At 68.4% G+C, this 16,192-nt stretch carries 14 protein-coding genes; 8 read left to right on the plus strand and 6 right to left on the minus strand.

The features are described 5' to 3' along the window. On the minus strand, window positions 1-401 hold a 401-nt coding region (gene mutT, locus ACLL81_RS03715; RefSeq protein WP_411286999.1), incomplete at its 3' end, for an 8-oxo-dGTP diphosphatase MutT. Window positions 402-685: 284 nt separating this feature from the next. Between mutT and ACLL81_RS03720 the strand changes: the two genes are divergently transcribed. Then, a complete protein-coding gene (locus tag ACLL81_RS03720) occupies window positions 686-2,113 on the plus strand; it encodes a DEAD/DEAH box helicase (RefSeq protein ID WP_411287000.1) in 1,428 nt (475 codons plus the stop codon). 38 nt (window positions 2,114-2,151) lie between these two features. Here the strand turns inward: ACLL81_RS03720 and argJ are convergent, their stop codons facing one another. Together argJ and ACLL81_RS03730 are read right to left on the minus strand one after the other, a co-directional pair. After that, entirely contained in the window at window positions 2,152-3,585 is a 1,434-nt protein-coding gene (gene argJ, locus ACLL81_RS03725) for a bifunctional glutamate N-acetyltransferase/amino-acid acetyltransferase ArgJ (protein ID WP_411287001.1), read from the minus strand. Next, window positions 3,582-4,523 carry a peptidylprolyl isomerase gene (locus ACLL81_RS03730; RefSeq protein ID WP_411287002.1) on the minus strand — a complete coding sequence of 314 codons (942 nt, stop codon included), beginning with the start codon at window positions 4,521-4,523 and terminating at the stop codon, window positions 3,582-3,584. The genes argJ and ACLL81_RS03730 overlap by 4 nt, the downstream gene beginning before the upstream one ends. 148 nt (window positions 4,524-4,671) lie before the next feature. Here ACLL81_RS03730 and ACLL81_RS03735 point away from each other — a divergent pair, with 148 nt between their 5' ends. The 3 genes from ACLL81_RS03735 to ACLL81_RS03745 all read left to right on the plus strand — a co-directional run bounded on the left by ACLL81_RS03735 (window position 4,672) and on the right by ACLL81_RS03745 (window position 9,051). Further along, window positions 4,672-5,844, plus strand: coding sequence for an acetyl-CoA C-acyltransferase (locus ACLL81_RS03735; RefSeq protein ID WP_411287003.1), 1,173 nt, complete (start codon window positions 4,672-4,674; stop codon window positions 5,842-5,844). A gap of 195 nt (window positions 5,845-6,039) precedes the next feature. Then, window positions 6,040-8,790 carry a preprotein translocase subunit SecA gene (gene secA, locus ACLL81_RS03740; RefSeq protein WP_411287012.1) on the plus strand — a complete coding sequence of 917 codons (2,751 nt, stop codon included), beginning with the start codon at window positions 6,040-6,042 and terminating at the stop codon, window positions 8,788-8,790. 24 nt (window positions 8,791-8,814) lie between these two features. Then, on the plus strand, window positions 8,815-9,051 hold the full coding sequence (locus tag ACLL81_RS03745) for a hypothetical protein (RefSeq protein ID WP_411287004.1): 237 nt from the start codon (window positions 8,815-8,817) through the stop codon (window positions 9,049-9,051). A gap of 3 nt (window positions 9,052-9,054) precedes the next feature. Here ACLL81_RS03745 and ACLL81_RS03750 read toward each other — a convergent pair whose 3' ends face one another. Together ACLL81_RS03750 and ACLL81_RS03755 are read right to left on the minus strand one after the other, a co-directional pair. Further along, the gene (locus ACLL81_RS03750) at window positions 9,055-10,446 is read right to left on the minus strand and encodes a carotenoid oxygenase family protein (RefSeq protein ID WP_411287005.1); all 1,392 of its coding nucleotides are present in this window, start codon (window positions 10,444-10,446) and stop codon (window positions 9,055-9,057) included. 26 nt (window positions 10,447-10,472) lie between these two features. After that, a complete protein-coding gene (locus tag ACLL81_RS03755; protein WP_411287006.1) occupies window positions 10,473-11,522 on the minus strand; it encodes a DUF2855 family protein in 1,050 nt (349 codons plus the stop codon). A gap of 87 nt (window positions 11,523-11,609) precedes the next feature. Here ACLL81_RS03755 and ACLL81_RS03760 point away from each other — a divergent pair, with 87 nt between their 5' ends. Next, window positions 11,610-12,209 (plus strand): TetR/AcrR family transcriptional regulator, encoded by a 600-nt coding sequence (locus ACLL81_RS03760; RefSeq protein WP_411287007.1) that lies wholly within the window; start codon window positions 11,610-11,612, stop codon window positions 12,207-12,209. Here ACLL81_RS03760 and ACLL81_RS03765 read toward each other — a convergent pair. Next, window positions 12,206-13,009, minus strand: coding sequence for an RDD family protein (locus ACLL81_RS03765; RefSeq protein ID WP_411287008.1), 804 nt, complete (start codon window positions 13,007-13,009; stop codon window positions 12,206-12,208). The two genes, ACLL81_RS03760 and ACLL81_RS03765, sit on opposite strands and share 4 nt — an antisense overlap. A 38-nt stretch (window positions 13,010-13,047) precedes the next feature. Between ACLL81_RS03765 and ACLL81_RS03770 the strand changes: the two genes are divergently transcribed. From ACLL81_RS03770 to ACLL81_RS03780, 3 genes are all read left to right on the plus strand, one after another. Then, a complete protein-coding gene (locus ACLL81_RS03770) occupies window positions 13,048-14,199 on the plus strand; it encodes an epoxide hydrolase family protein (protein WP_411287009.1) in 1,152 nt (383 codons plus the stop codon). Beyond that, on the plus strand, window positions 14,196-15,206 hold the full coding sequence (locus ACLL81_RS03775; protein WP_411287010.1) for a beta-eliminating lyase-related protein: 1,011 nt from the start codon (window positions 14,196-14,198) through the stop codon (window positions 15,204-15,206). Before ACLL81_RS03770 ends, ACLL81_RS03775 begins: the two co-directional genes overlap by 4 nt. Before the next feature lie 344 nt (window positions 15,207-15,550). Further along, on the plus strand, window positions 15,551-16,192 hold a 642-nt coding region (locus tag ACLL81_RS03780), incomplete at its 3' end, for a TonB-dependent receptor plug domain-containing protein (protein WP_411287011.1).

Consider the following 16,192-nt stretch of genomic DNA (forward strand, 5'->3'; position numbering starts at 1 on the left):
AGATCCCTCAACCAGGCCACGAGCGGCGCGTCGGCGGGCGGCATGGGATAGTCGGAGAGGCCGTTCGGCGTCACCCAGGCCACGGCCTGGTGTTCGCGCGCCGTCACCTGCCCATCCCAGCGCCGCACCAGATAGAGCGGCATCAGCAGGTGGAAGCTCTCGTAGTCGTGGCTGGCGAACACGAAGGGCGCGAGGCAGGCATGGGTGACGCCGATGCCCAGCTCCTCGCGCAGCTCGCGGATCAGGCAGGCCTCCGGCGTTTCGCCCGGTTCGATCTTGCCGCCGGGGAATTCCCAGAGGCCGGCCAGCGCCTTGCCCTGCGGCCGCTGGCAGATCAGCACCCGGCCGTCGGCGTCGATCAGGGCTGCGGCGGCCACCAGGACTGTGGGTTTTTCGCTCATCGGACGGGTTTCCTAGGCCCGCGCCCAAAAGGCAACAGGGTGTGGCCAAACGGTCCCCGTGGGTTGACTTTGCGCCTGTAAACCCCGATGTTCGCTTCGCGCCCTAATACCGGCGCTATCGGCGCTCCAGCCGCGTGGGATCCCAGAAGGGGTCCAGCCTGTCGAGCGCAGAGACGTTTCATAGATCGCCCATCACGCGGGGCGCTTCCCCAAAGACCCGCGACCCACGCGACCCTCGATGCAATCGAGCGGCCGCGTTCGGCGCATACGTGAAAGATATCCGTTTGACCCAGTTCACCGACCTCGGCCTCGCCAAGCCCCTCCTGAGGGCCCTGGCCGACGAAGGCTACACCACGCCCACGCCGATCCAGGCGCAGGCCATCCCCGGCGTCATGGAAGGCCGCGACCTCCAGGGCATCGCCCAGACGGGCACCGGCAAGACCGCCGCCTTCGCCCTGCCGATCCTGCATCGCCTGGCGGCCAACAAAAAGCCCGCCCCGCAGCGCAGCTGCCGCGTCCTGGTGCTCTCGCCGACCCGCGAACTCGCCACCCAGATCGGCGACAGCTTCCGCACCTACGGCCGCCACATGGGCGTCAGCGTCGCCGTGGTGTTTGGAGGTGTGAAGTATGGTGGGCAGCTTCGGGCTCTCGCGCCCGGTGTCGACATCCTGGTGGCCACCCCCGGCCGCCTGATCGACCACCTGGGCGAAAAGACCATCAACCTGCAGGGCGTCGAGACCTTCGTGCTCGATGAAGCCGACCAGATGCTGGACATGGGCTTCATCCTGCCCATTCGCCGCATCGTCGCCCACCTGCCCAAGCAGCGGCAGAACCTGTTCTTCTCGGCCACCATGCCCAGCGAGATCGAGAAGCTGGCCAGCGACCTGCTCAACCCCAACCCGGTTCGGGTCGCGGTGACGCCCTCGGCCACCACGGTGGAGCGCGTCAACCAGCGCGTGCTGTTCGTCGAGCAAGCGCGCAAGCGCGCCCTGCTGGCCGAACTGTTCGACGACGCGGGATTTAAGCGAGTCATAGTGTTCACGCGGACAAAGCGGGGCGCCGACCGGGTGGCCAGGAGCCTTGAGCAGGCCGGCGTCGACGCCGCCGCCATCCACGGCGACAAGAGTCAGGGCCAGCGCGAGCGGTCCCTGGCGGACTTCAAGGCCGGCAAGGTCCGCGCCCTGGTGGCCACCGACATCGCCGCCCGCGGCATCGACATCGACGCGGTGAGCCACGTGGTGCAGTTCGAGCTGCCCAACGTGCCGGAGTCCTATGTGCACCGCATCGGGCGCACCGCCCGGGCCGGCGCCGACGGCTCGGCGGTGGCGTTCTGCGCCGACGACGAACGCAACCTGCTGCGCGACATCCAGAAGGTGACCCGCCAGACCATCCCGTCCTTCGACCGCCGCAACGACAAGCACCTGGGCGCGGTTTCCGCGGCCATGCCGGAACCGGCGGGCGTGAAGGCCGATCGCCCCGACACCCGCGGCGCGCGCCCCCACCGTGGCGAGCACCAGGCCAAGCGCAACCGTAACCACTCCAGCGGCAAGCCCGGCCATCGCCACGAAGGCGCTCCGGCGCGCAGCGGCGGTGGTGGTGGTGGTGGTGGTGGTGGTGGTGGCGATCGCCCCGCCGCCAAGCCGGCCTTCAAAGGCCCCCGCCGCGACGGCGGTCAGGCCCCCGGCCGAACCGGCGTCTGGTCGAACCGCTAGACGGCAAAGCCCCTCCCCGGAAACGCGGAGGGGTTTTTCTATGAGCGATAGTCGCCGTTGATCTCGACGTAGCGCTTGGTCAGGTCGCAGGTCCACATGGTCGAGGCGGCGCGGCCGACGCCGACGTCGACGGTGACCTCCAGCTCGGCGCCCTTCATGTAGGCGCTCATCTTCGCCTCGTCATAGGTCGGCGAAACCAGCCCGTCGTGGGCGGCCCACAGGTCGCCGAACCGCACGCTCATGCTGTCGCGGTCTATCGGTTCGTCGGCGCGTCCCACGGCCATGACGATGCGGCCCCAGTTGGCGTCCTCGCCGGCGAAGGCGGTCTTCACCAGCGGGCTCTCGGCGATGGTCCGGGCGATCTTGCGGGCCGAGGCGGCGGTCTCCGCCCCCGTCACGGTGATCTTGATGAACTTGCTGGCCCCCTCGCCATCGCGGACCAGCTGCTGGGCAAGGTCCATCAGCACGTGCTCCAGCTTGTCACGGAAGTCCGCCAGCCGGCGGTCCCCGGCCCGGCTGATCCGCGGCGCGCCGGATTGCCCGGTGGCGAACAAGAGCAGCGTGTCGTTGGTGGAGCGGTCGCCATCCACCGTCACCGCATTGAAGGTGTTGCGGGTGTAGAGGCTGACCAGGTTCTGCAGGGCCGCCGGCGAGATCGCCGCATCGGTGACCACGAAGGCCAGCATGGTGGCCATGTCCGGCGCGATCATCCCCGAACCCTTGCAGATCCCGCCGATCCGCACGGTGACGCCGTCGACCTGCGCCTCGGCATAGGCGCCCTTCGGAAAGGTGTCGGTGGTGGTGATCGCCTGGGCTGCGCCCGCCCAGCCGTCAGCGGTGAGCCGCTGTTCGACCTCGGCCAGCCTGTGGGTGATTTTGGCGTCGTCCAGCAACACGCCGATCACGCCGGTGGAGGCCACCATCACATCGCGCTGGCGGCAGTCGAAGCGCTTGCCCACCGCCGAGGCCACCCGGCGTACCGCGTCGGCGCCAGGCCGGCCGGTGAAGGAGTTGGCGCAGCCAGCGTTGACCACCAGCGCCTTGACGTCCTCGCCCTTGGTCATCTCCAAGTGGCGCTTGCACCAGTCCACCGGCGCGGAGCCGACGCCGTGGCGGGTGAACACGCCGGCGCAACTGGCCCCTTCCGGGAAGCTCATCACCAGCAGGTCCTCGCGGTCATGCTTGTAGAAGCCGCAGCGAGCGGTCGCCATCTGTACGCCGGCGATCGGCGGCATCAGCGGGAACGGCACGGCGAGGGGCGAGATGGGCAAGGCTCCTTTGGCCAGAGCCGGCTGGCCGAACGGGCGCGAGTGCTTGTCGGCCCGCTTCAAGGCCGCGCGCTTCAGGGCGCCGGCCAGCGGATCGAAGGCGCGTTCCAGGGTCTGGCTCATCACCTCCACCGGCTTGGCAGCGGCCTCCAGCGCCTTGGCGGCGGTTTGGCGAGGACCCGACGCCCCGGGCTTGCGGCTCATGGCCTGGCTCCCTTGACTGGCGGTTGCGGCGCGGCCGCCTTCGGCGCGTCGGCGGGCGGGACAGGCTTGGCGGCGCCGTCCAGCGGCTTCAGCAGGGTCTCGACCTTAGCCTTGGCGCGCAACTTTTCCAGCAGGTCGCGGATCTGGTCATAGGTCAGGAAACGCACGATCTGCGGTCGCGCCGTCTCCAGGGCGATCGGCTGCTCCAGCCGGCGGTCCTCGACCTTGACCAGGGCGAAGCCGCCTTCCACCGGGAACGGGCCCACCAGGGCGCCCGCGCCGGCGCCCTTCAGCGCTGCGTCATAGGTCTCCGGCATCACGTCCGTGGTGAAATAGCCCAAGTCGCCGCCGTTGAACCTGGTGGCGGCATCGGTGGACCGTTCCATGGCCAGCGCCTCGAAGGATGCGCCGGAGGCCAGGAGCTTCTTCAGCGCCTCGGCGTCGGCCACGGAGCCCACTACGATCTGCCGCGCCTTGATCTCCTCGGAGCGCCGCGAAAGCTTGAGCTGTTCCTGGTAGAGGCCGCGGATGGCGTTGTCGTTGACCGCCCCGGAGACCACGCTTTCCACCAGCATGTCGCCCAGGATGCGCTCGCGGGCCGCGGCCAGCCGGCGCTGGCCGGAGGGGCCCTTGTCGAGCTTGCGCTTCACCGCCTCGGCGGCCAGCAGCTTCTGGTCGACCACCTCGTCCAGCACCCGGCGAAACAGCGGCGATCCGGCGTCCAGCGGCTCGCCCTCGCCGATCAGGCCCTGGGCCACCGCCTCGCGCTTCACGTCGGAGGACCAGACGGTCTTGTTGTCCACCTTGGCCACCGCCACGTCGCCACGTTCGGGAGCGCGCTCCCCGGCGCCGTCGCGGTTGCAGGCGCCGAGCGCCAACGCGGCGGCCAGGGCCAAGCCAGCCAGACAGGCGGAGCGGTAGGGCTTTGCGGCCGCCATGCTGGTCACCCTCGATGCGGACGTGGATGCGCCCTTGAGCGCCGCCCGTCCCTAGCCATTTACGCCGCAGGATGCAAAGGTCGACGCCGATTGTGCGCGGGGCCCCAAAGCGGCCTCCGGACCGAATTTCAGGGAGGATCATTCCAACATGCGTGAAGCCGTCATTGTCTCATACGCCCGCACGGGCCTCGCCAAGTCCGCCCGCGGCGGCTTCAACATGACGCCGACCGTGTCCATCGCCGCCCACGCGGTGAAGCACGCGGTGTCCAGGTCCGGCGCTCAGCCCGACGCCATCGAGGACGTGTTCATGGGCAACGTCGCCCACGGGGCCGGCAATCTGGGCCGCCAAGCGGGCCTGCTGGCCGGCCTGCCGATCACCACCTCCGGCGTCACCGTCAACCGGTTCTGCTCGTCCGGCCTGCAGACCATCGCCATGGCCGCCAACTTTGTTCGCAACGACGGCGCCGATGCGGTGGTGGCCGGCGGGGTGGAGTCGATCTCCATGCCCGGCGGCGGCGGTGGCGGTCCGGCTAACAACGACCCGCGCCTCACCGAGCTCTATCCGGCGATCTTCATGCCGATGATCGACACGGCCGACATCGTGGCCGAGCGCTACAAGGTCAGCCGCGAGGCGCAGGACGAATATTCCTACGAGTCCCAGCAGCGCATGGCCGCCGCCCAGCAGTCGGGCAAGTTCAAAGACGAGATCGTCCCGATGAAGACCAAGATGAAGACGGTCAACAAGGAGACGAAGGAAGAGACCATCAGCGACTACACGGTCGATCGCGACGAGTGCAATCGGCCCGAAACTACCCGCGAGGGCCTGGCCAAGCTCGAGCCCGTGCGCGGCGCCGGCAAGTACATCACCGCCGGCAACGCCTCGCAGCTCTCCGATGGCGCCGCGGCCGTGGTGATAATGGAAGCCAAGGAAGCCGCCCGTCGGGGCCTCTCGCCCCTCGGAGTGTTCAAGGGCTGGGCCGTGGCCGGCTGTGAGCCAGACGAGATGGGCATCGGCCCAGTGTTCGCCATTCCGCGCCTCCTGGAGCGGCACGGCCTGAAGGTCGACGACATCGACCTGTGGGAGCTGAACGAGGCGTTCGCCTCCCAGTGCCTCTATTCCCGCGACAAGCTCGGCATCGACCCCGAGAAGTACAATGTGAACGGCGGCTCGATCGCCATCGGCCATCCCTTCGGCATGACCGGCGCGCGCCTGGCGGGCCACGTCCTGCAGGAAGGCAAGCGCCGCGGGGCCAAGCACGCCGTGGTCTCCATGTGCATCGGCGGCGGGATGGGCGCGGCGGGCCTGTTCGAGGTCTACTGACCCCAAGACACCGCTTTCGGATCAGGCCCTCCCTCGCGGGAGGGCCTTTTCATTCGCGGGCGCCCGCGTTGACACTGGCAGGGCGCCTGCTTATTTCTCGCGCGCCCTCAAATGAGCGAAATTTTCCGGCAGGCGAAGGACCAAATGGCACGGTCTGCGCCGGCGCCGCATCAATCCGGACCCTTCCCCTTGAGCATGTTCCAACGGTTCTTCGGCTCTTCCAACGACCGCAAGGTCAAGGCCATGGCCGCCCGGGTCGGCAAGATCAACGCCCTGGAGCCCAAGATCCAGGCGCTCTCCGACGCCGACCTGCGCGCCAAGACCGATGAGTTCAAGGCCAGGCTCGCGCAGGGCTCTACCCTGGACGACATCCTCGAGGAAGCTTTCGCCGTGGTCCGCGAGACCGCGCAGCGCACCCTCGGCCAGCGGCACTACGACGTGCAGCTGGTGGGCGGCATGATCCTGCACGCCGGTGGCATCGCCGAGATGCGCACAGGTGAGGGCAAGACCCTGGTGGCCACGGCGCCCGTCTATCTGAACGCGCTCGCCGGCAAGGGCGTCCACGTGATCACCGTCAACGACTACCTAGCCCAGCGCGACGCCGATTGGATGGGCCAGATCTACCGCTTCCTGGGCATGGAGGTGGGCGTCATCGTCCATGGGCTGAGCCAGGGTCAGAGGCAGGCCGCCTACAACTCCGACATCACCTACGGCACTAACAACGAGTTCGGCTTCGACTACCTGCGCGACAACCTGGTCTATGACGCCAGCGAGATGGTCCAGCGCGGCCATCACTTCGTGATCGTCGATGAGGTGGACTCCATTCTGATCGACGAGGCGCGCACGCCGTTGATCATCTCGGGTCCCACAGAGGACCGCAGCGAATTCTACAAGACCGTCGACGTAATCATCAAAGAGCTGATCGTCGACACCAACACCTTCGAGCACGACGAGAAGCAGCGGCAGGTGATCCTCACGGAGGACGGCGCCGAGCGGATCGAGGAGATGCTGCAGGAAGCCGGGCATCTGGCCGAGGATTCAGCCGGCCTCTACGACTCGGCCAACGTCTCGGTGGTCCACCACGTGAACCAGGCGCTTCGGGCCAACGTCCTCTACCTGCGGGATAAGGACTATATCGTCCGCGCCGGCGAGGTGATGCTGATCGACGAGTTCACCGGCCGCATGATGCAGGGCCGCCGTCTGTCGGAGGGCCTCCACCAAGCCATTGAGGCCAAGGAAGGCGCGGTCATCCAGCCCGAGAACCAGACCCTGGCCTCGGTGACCATCCAGAACTACTTCCGCCTTTACGCCAAGCTGTCGGGCATGACCGGCACTGCGGCCACCGAGGCGCAGGAGTTCCTCGACATCTACAAGATGGACGTGGCCGAAATCCCGACCAACCGGCCGGTGACCCGTATCGACGACGACGGCGAGGTCTACCGCACCGCCGCCGAGAAGAATCTCGCGGTGATCCTGCTGATCGAAGACTGCTATCGGCGCGGCCAGCCGATCCTGGTCGGTACCGTGTCCATCGAGAAGTCCGAGCAGCTCTCCGAGATGCTCAAGGCGCACAAGTTCGAAGTGGACGGCAAGACGGTCAACGGGGTCCCGCACAACGTGCTGAACGCCCGCTACCATGAGCAGGAAGCCCTCATCGTCGCCGGCGCGGGCGTGCCCGGCACTGTGACCATCGCCACCAACATGGCCGGCCGCGGCACCGACATCCAGCTGGGCGGCAATCTGGACATGAAGGTCGCCCGCTGGCGCGACGAACAGCGCGGCCTGGGCATCGAGGTGACGCCCGAAATGGCCGTCGAGCACAAGACGCAGATCGAGGCCGAGATCGCCGGCCTGAAGGAACAGGCGCTGGCCGCCGGCGGGCTGTTCGTGCTGGGCACCGAGCGTCACGAGAGCCGGCGCATCGACAACCAGCTGCGCGGCCGCACCGGCCGCCAGGGCGACCCAGGCCACTCCAAATTCTTCCTCTCCTGCGAGGACGATCTGCTGCGCATCTTCGCCGGCGAGCGTCTGGACGGGATCATGCGCACCTTCGGCGTCCAGGAAGGCGAAGCGATCACCCACAAGTGGCTGAACTCCGCCATCGCCACCGCCCAGAAGCGCGTCGAGCAGCGCAACTACGAGATCCGCAAGAACCTGCTGAAGTACGACGACGTGGTGAACGACCAGCGCAAGGCGGTCTTCGAGCAGCGCCAGGAGTTCATGGAGGCCACCGATATCTCCGAGATCGTCGGCGAGATGCGCCTCGACACCATCGAGGACTTCGTCTCCCGTCACCTGCCGCCCAAGGCCTACGCCGAGCAGTGGGATATCGAGGGGCTGGACACCCACATCCAGAACTACTTCGGCCTTGAGCTCCCCCTGGCCGAATGGGCCGCGGAAGAGGGCATCGCCAACGAGGAGATCGAGCAGCGCATCGTTGACGCCGCCAAGGCCCGCGCCGCCGAGCGCGAGACCCAGGTGGGCGACCACATGCGTCAGGTCGAGAAGAGCTTCATGCTGCAGATGGTGGACATGCAGTGGCGCGAGCACCTCATGCACCTGGATCACCTGCGCAACGTCATCGGCCTGCGCGGCTACGGGCAGCGCGATCCGCTGAACGAATACAAGACCGAGGCCTTCTCGCTGTTCGAGAAGCTGATGGTGGACCTTCGCCAGAACGTCACCCGCTGGCTGATGACCGTGGAGTTCCAGTTCGAGGAGCCCGCGCCCCTGCCCTCAGGCTCGATGTTCGAGGTTCACCTGGACCCGCTGACCGGCGAGAACGCGGCCCAGATGGGCGCCCTGCCTGAGGGCCTGCCGGTGGCGCAGCGCCAGGCCCTGCCGGTCTCGGCCCTGCCCAAGGGCTGGGAAGACACTGGACGCAACGCCGCCTGTCCCTGCGGCTCCGGCAAGAAGTTCAAGCACTGCCACGGGGCGCTGGTTTAAGCGCACGGCCCAAGGCAACGCTTTTTGAGGTTTCGCGTTTCCCCATTTAAGCAACCTCGGGAGGGTGGTCCGATCGCCACGTATCGCGCGTATCGAGTCGACAGCAAGCGTCACATCCAGAACGGGACGTGGCTGGAAGCCGCCAACGATGCGGAGGCCAAGGCGCAGGCGTCCGAGCTCTGCGACAAGGACGCACCGGTCATCGAACTTTGGCAATCCACCCGCCTGGTGGACGAGATCGAGTGCGCCGACGCAGGCTGACTCCTAGAAGCTGACCCAGTTGCCGTGGAAGCCGAACGGTACGCGCCGCGGCATCTGAGCCACCCCGATGGGGCCCGCGGCCACGTCCTGCGCTTCGAACACCACCAAGTCGGAGCGGTCCTCTGCGGCGCGCCAGATCACCGCGGTCAGCCAGCCGTCTCCCTCTTGCGCATCGGCGGAACGGGGAGTGAACACCGGCTCGGACGTCAGGTCGCCGCCGTTCAGCTCATAGACCTCGCGCTTGCCGGTCTTCAGGTCCAGGTGGGCGATGGCGCCTTGTCGGATCGTCTTGCCCTCGCCCGGATCGGCTGCGAACCAGCCGTGCCGGTAGGCCCGCATGGCGAAGCGTTCGTCGAAGCGGGGGAACTCTCCGTCCAGGTCGTCCAGCGGCTCTTCCTTGATAACGTCGGAGGTCGCGGCTAGGTCGAAGGTCCAGCGCACCAGCCGGGCCGCTGACCTGTCGCCCGGCGATCCGTCGGCGTTGGGGAACAGGGGCGCCACGTCGTAGCGCATCACGTCGGCGATAATCTTGCCGTCCGCCTCCCAGGCGTTCATCGGGTGGAAGACGTAGCAGGCCTCGGTGTTGAACCAGCGGATGTTGGCCACATCGCCATCGCGGCGCATCACCCCCACAAAGCTGCCCTTCTCCGGCTCCCAGGCGTAGGGCGGCCGCCCGCTCATCGCCCGCTCCAGGCTCCCGGTCAGCGGCAGCACCGGGAACAGCACATGGTTCTCGGTCACCAGGAAGTCGTGGACCATGGAGGAGAACGGCGCCTGGAAGTCGTCGCGCCGCACCACCTGGCCCTGGGCGTCGGTGACGCCGTAGCTCATCCCCGCCGAGAGCGGCATGGCGCCCACCCCGTAGCCGAACCAGAACATCTCCCCGGTGGCCGTGTCGATCTTGGGGTGAGCGGTGACCCGGCCGCGGTAGTCCTCGAGGTAGCCCAGGCTGTCCAGGGACCGCGGGTCCATCTGCAACGGAGCGTGCCCCTCCTCCAGGGCCATCAGCTTGCCAGCGTGCCACAGGATGTTGGTGTTGGCGACGCCGCTGTCGGACCCCATCACGCTGGGGTCGGTGGTCATCGGGTTGCCCAGGCTGCCGAACAGCGAGCGGCCCGCGGCTTTCTCCGCCTGCCAGCGCGGCGTGCGGACGTAACGGTTGCGGTAGCTCACCTTGCCGTCGGCCACGTAGAAACCGTGGACCATGCCATCGCCGCCGAACCAGTGGTGGTTGGGGTCGCGAGGCTCGAACTGCGGGTTGGGCCCGATACGGAACAGCGCGCCGCGCAGGTCCGCCGGTATCTCCCCCTTCACAGCCAAGTCGAAGTCATCCTCCGAGCGCACCGGCGCGAAGTTGCCGGCGAGGTAGGGATTGATGCGCACGTCGCCGTCCATGGCGTCTGCTCCTTTTCCGGGACCGGTCAGGCCGGTCGGATGATGTGTCCGTCTTCGGGCCGCACCCGGCCTCCGATGATGCTGCGGTAGGCGTCCGCCAGGCCCTGTGGGCCCTGATGCTGCACCAGGTTCAGCCAGCCGGCGTCGGCCACGAAGGCGCGCAGCGCCGCGTCGAAGCGCGCGTCCAGCTCTCCAGGACCCCAGTCGGCCATGCGCTTGCGGACTTGGTCGGGGGCGAAGAACAGGGTGGGCGTGGGCCCGGGCGGCGGAGTCTGAGCGGGGCCCGCAGCTTGCCAGTGGGTGACGCCCACGATCAGGCTGCGGGTCAGCGCGGCGCCCAGCGCCGTGTGCGCCGCCAGGGCGATGGCCGCGTCGCCAGCGAAGTCAATGTAGGCGGCGGGCCCGCTGGGTCGCAAGTCGCTGGCACGATCGTAGGGCAGAACGGCGTCGTAGAGTCCCAGCGCCCGGAGACGCTCCGCGTTCGCCGGGGAACTGAGGCCGATCACCTCCAGGCCGCGGCGCCTGGCGAACCAGGCTAGGCCCATGCCGGTCTTGCTAGAGGCGCTGGAGAGCACCAGCTTGGTCAGCGCGGCGTCCTGCGCCAGCAGGTCGTCCAGCAGGAACGAAGTCATCAGCAGCGGCCGCAGCAAGGCACGGTGGTCGTCCAAGGCGTCGTCCGGCGCCTCGGTGTAGGCGTTGTAGGTGGGCGGCAGGCCGGAGCGGTGGGCGGCGGCATCGAGGAACCCCGTGCGGGTCCTGCTGAGCCGCATGACCACCTCGCTCGACATCGGCAGGTAGCCGAACAGGCGCAGGCCCACCGGCGCGTCCGGCGCCGTGCTCTCGATCACCCGGGCGAAGCCCCAGGCCGGGATGCGGCCAAAGCCCTCCGGCGCCGGAAAGAACTTCCAGTACCCGAAACTTTCGCCCATCAGGCCGTAGGTGACGTTGTTGGCGGTCAGGGCCAAGCGCTCCACGGCCAGTCTCGCCTCGCCGGCGTCCAGGGCCGTGCGCCCGGCGTTGCGAACTTCCGTGCGCTGCAAGTCGTTGCGGTCGATGAGCAGATCCCAGGGCGGCATCGCGTGGGCCTTTGTCTTTTCTTACGTTGTAAATTTATTGGGCAAGGTTTAGCCCTTGGCAAGTGTTTTGTTGGCCCGTGAGAGTCGATGCCCCGAGTCCTGTCGCAGACCGATGTCGCCGACTTCCGGGAGCGCCTGTGTGAGGCCGCGGAACGGCTGTTCGCCGAGAAGGGGGCCGACGCGGTGACCATGCGCCAGCTAGCCGCCGAGCTCGGCGTCTCGCCGATGACGCCCTACCGCTACTTCGCGGACAAGGACGATATCCTGGCGGCGGTGCGCACCAATGGCTTCAACCGCTTCGCCGAGACCCTGGAGACCGCCCGCGCCAAAGCCGGCAGCCCCCGGGCCAAGGGCGCGGCCGTGGGCGAGGCCTATGTGACCTTCGCCCTGGAGCACCCGCACACCTACAAGCTGATGTTCGACCTGAACCAGCCGCACGAAGCCAACTACCCTCACCTGGTCGCCGCGGCGAAGCGCGCCCAGGCGACCATGAGCGCCTATGTGGGGGACCTGGTCTCCGACGGCGTGCTGGCCGGCGAACCGGCGCAGATCGGCGCCATGTTCTGGGCCGCGGCGCACGGCGCCGTGGTGCTGGAGCTGGCCGGCAAGCTGCCGCCCGGATCGGCGCGCGACCTGCATCATGCGATGAGTTCGGCCATCGCGCGCGGCTTGCGACCCGGGCCCTAGGTCCGCACCACCCGCGCGCCGGCCCAGCGGTCATAGGTGGGCTCGGGCCGACCGAAGACAAGCATGGCGAGCGACGCCAGAGCCAGCACGACCATCGGCGCCAGCGCCACGGCCTGCAGGCCCACCGGCGTCTTCAGGCCATCGGGCAAGGCCTGCAGCAGCGGCGTCTCGCGCAGCACAAGGGGCCATACGGTAAGCGCGACGGCGGCGCTGTAGAGGACCAGATTGCGGGCGAGCGCCCGCGGCAGGCCCAGACGCCCGAGGTCGTCTGCGACGACCTTCAGGCCCAGCAAGCTCTTGCCCGGGGTCTCGCCGAACCTGGCCTCAAGCCCCGCCGCCAGCAGGATGAAAGCCAGCGGCCACAGGCCGTTGAGCATCAGCGGCCGGACCGCGCGGCCGTCATGGTCGATGGGCTGCACGACGCTGAACACCTGCAGCAGGGTCCCCCGCGCGCCGGCCAGGTGGACCAGCACGTGGCGCCCGCTCTCCAGACCCAGGAAACTGTCGACGCAGCGCGAGGCCGCCACCGGCATCACGCCCGGCAGCGGCGCGCGGGCCTGGGCCGCCTTCAGCGCATCCAGTGGGATGGCGGAAAGGGTCTCGCAGCGGGTGATCGGCAGGAGGGTGGTGGCGCGGACCTTGCCTCCGCTCGCCGTATAGAGGGCCACGGCGGCCAAGCTGCCCACCACGGCGAACAGCAGGACGTCGATGATGCCGGCCGCCAGCCTGCGCCCGATCTGTTCGCCACCCATGCCGCCCTGCCCCCAGCCCGAGGCCGACCTTGACCGCCGCCGCGTCATCCGTCGAGGCTTTGCGCCGAACCCTGAGGTAAGCCGCCATGTCCAAGCCTGCGCCGTTCGAGGTCCGCTGGACCGCTCCCGATGTAGAGGCGGTGCTGGCCCAGGTGCGCGCCTATCCTTGGCCGCCGGCGCCGCAGGTTGCCGACGGCTGGGCCTATGGCTGTGACGCGGGCTACCTGCGCGATCTCTGCAGCCACTGGGCCGACGGGTACGATTGGCAAGCAGCCGTCGCCGACCTCAACCGCTATCCGCAATTCACCGCCCAGGTGGAGGATTACGACCTCCACTTCATCCATGTGGTCGGCGAGGCAGGCGGCCGCCGGCCGATGATCGTCACCCACGGCTGGCCGGGATCGCACTACGAGTTCTGGCAGGTGATCGAGAAGTTGACCTTCCCTTCGCGCTTCGGCGGCCAGGCGGCCGACGCCTTCGACCTAGTGATTCCCTCCCTGCCGGGGTTCGGCTTCTCCTCCAAACCCAAGCGGCCGATTGGCCAGCGCACCACGGCGCGCCTGTTCAACACCCTGATGACCGAGGAGCTCGGCTATTCCAGCTATCTGGCCCAGGGCGGCGACTGGGGCGGGCTGGTCACCTCCTGGCTCGGCCACGACCACGGCGGCCAGGCCCGCGCCATCCACCTGAACATGATGGGGTTTCGCCCGCACGGCGGGCCGCAGACCGACGCCGAGATCGACTGGATCCAGCGCCAGGGTGCGGCCATGGACGCCATGGGCGCCTACTTCCGTCTGCAGGCGTCGAAGCCCCAGTCGCTGGCCTGGATGGGCGCGGGCAATCCGGTGGGCCAGGCGGCCTGGATCGCCGAGCGGTTCCACGACTGGTCGGACCTCACGGCCAAGGCCCTGGACGAGGCCCATCCCAAGGACCGCCTGCTCACCAACATCATGATCTATGTGATGACCGGGGCCTTCACCACCGGCGCCTGGTACTACCGCGGGCTACTCGAGGAGGGCGGCGTGGCCTTCAAGGCGGGCGAGCGCTGTGAAACGCCCACCGCCTTCGCGAACTTCCCTGGCGAGGCCCTCTATTCGGCGCCGCCGCGCACCTGGGCGGACCGCGCCTACAACATCGTGCGCTGGACCGAGATGCCCCGCGGCGGCCACTTCGCGGCCATGGAGGAGCCTGATCTGTTCGTGGACGACGTGCGCGCCTGGGCTAAGGAAGCGCGATGAGCGCCCGCTACGACTTCGCCTCCGACAACACCGCCGCGGCCACCCCAGAGGCCATGGCGGCGTTGAACGCGGCCAACGCCGGATTCACCTCAGGCTATGGCACGGACCCCTTTACCGCCCGGGCCGCCGACCTGGTGCGCGCGATGCTGGACGCCGATGCTGAGGTGCGGTTCGTCGCCTCCGGCACCGCGGCCAACGCCATATCGCTCGCCGCGCTCTGCCGGCCGTTCGAGGCGGCGCTGGCCCACGAGCACGCCCACGTTTGCACCGATGAGACGGGCGCTCCGGGCTTCTTCGGCCAGGGCCTGGGCCTGATCGGCCTTCCCGGCGCGTCGGGCCGGATCGACCCCGCCGCGCTGGCCGAAGCGCTGTCCGCTCCCGACGTCTCCTACCGCCAGCCCGCCGCGGCCCTGTCGCTGACCAACGCCACGGAGTACGGCACCGTCTATTCGGCTCATGCGCTGGGGGCGCTGATCGCGCCCGTAAAGGCCAAGGGCTACGGCGTTCACCTGGATGGCGCCCGGCTGGCCAACGCCGCGGCGGCCGGGTTCGACCTGAAAGGCGTCAAGACCTTAGGCGTCGATCTCCTTGTGGTGGGCGGCACCAAGGCCGGCATGCCGCCGACCGAGGCGGTGGTGATTTTTGACCGCGCCCTGGCGCGCCGGTTCGACGCGCGGTTGAAACAGGCCGGCCAGCTTCCCTCCAAAGGCCGGTTCTACGCCGCGCCGTTCATCGGCATGCTGGAAGACGGCGGCTTTGTCCGCCACGCCGCCCACGCCAACGCCATGGCGCGCCGGCTGGCCGACCTGACGCCGTTCCCCGTGCGCCATCCGGTTGAGGCCAACGGGGTCTTCGTGGAGATGGACGAGGCGGCGCTCGGGCGCCTGCACGCCGCCGGTTGGTTCGCCTACCGGTTTCTCGACGGCTCCGTGCGGTTCATGTGCTCCTGGGCGACGACCACCGAGGCCGTAGATGCGCTGGGCGAGGCCTTGCGGGGCATAAAGTAGCGCCCAGCGGGGGCGGCGGGCATCTACAAGCCGCAATGTGACCGCCACGAGGTCAAGATTTCCTCCGCTGAACCGCGCCTGTGTCCCCCGGAGCGCACTCGACCAGCAAACGGCCGCCAGTGGGGTGCAAATGGTCACACTGTGACGGCTTTGCGTTGCCGACGTGACACTCGCGTGACAGTTTCGCCTCTCGCCGAAGGGCTGGTTTGGGGCGTTCACCGCGCAATTTCTCTGCGCATTCGGACGGCTGGCCGGCCCCGGCCCGTCCGGGTGGCTTTGCCCGGACGCCCCTTGAGAACCGTTCAGGCCGCCGGGCCAAAGGAATCAAAACCGAAATGAAAAGCATGCTTCGATCCGCGTTGCTGGCGTCCGCCGCCGCCGCTGTCCTGACCGTTCCGGGCTTCGCCCTGGCGCAACAGACCGCCGGGCAGGAGGTCGACGTTTCCGAGATCGTCGTCACCGGCTCGCGCATTCGCCGCACGGAGCTGAGCTCGGTTCAGCCGATCCAGGTGATCACCACCGAAACCATCAACGAGCGCGGCTTCACCAACGTCGCCGATGCGCTCAACGAGATGCCGTCCGCCGGCATCCCGATCAACCCGATCGGCGACCAGGGCTCCTTCGGCACCGGCCGCAACTTCATCAACATCTTCAACCTGGGGTCCAACCGCACCCTGACGCTGGTCAACGGCCGCCGCTTCGTTGGCGGCAACCCGGCCTCGATCTTTACCGGCGCGGGCGCCGGCGGCCAGGTCGACCTGAACGGCATCCCCACCGGCCTGATCGACCGCATCGAGACGATCCAGGCCAGTGGCGGTTCGGTCTACGGCTCCGACGCCATAGCCGGCGTCATCAACATCATCACCAAGCGTGAGTACGAAGGCCTTGAGCTCGACGGCCGCTACGGCATGGCCGAACAGGGCGACGCCGAGGCCTACCGCTTCCGCGCCACCGCAGGCCGGAACTTCTTCAACGACCGCCTGAAC

It is taken from the genome of Phenylobacterium sp. (assembly GCF_046590535.1).
In the GTDB taxonomy this organism is placed as follows: Bacteria; Pseudomonadota; Alphaproteobacteria; order Caulobacterales; family Caulobacteraceae; genus Phenylobacterium.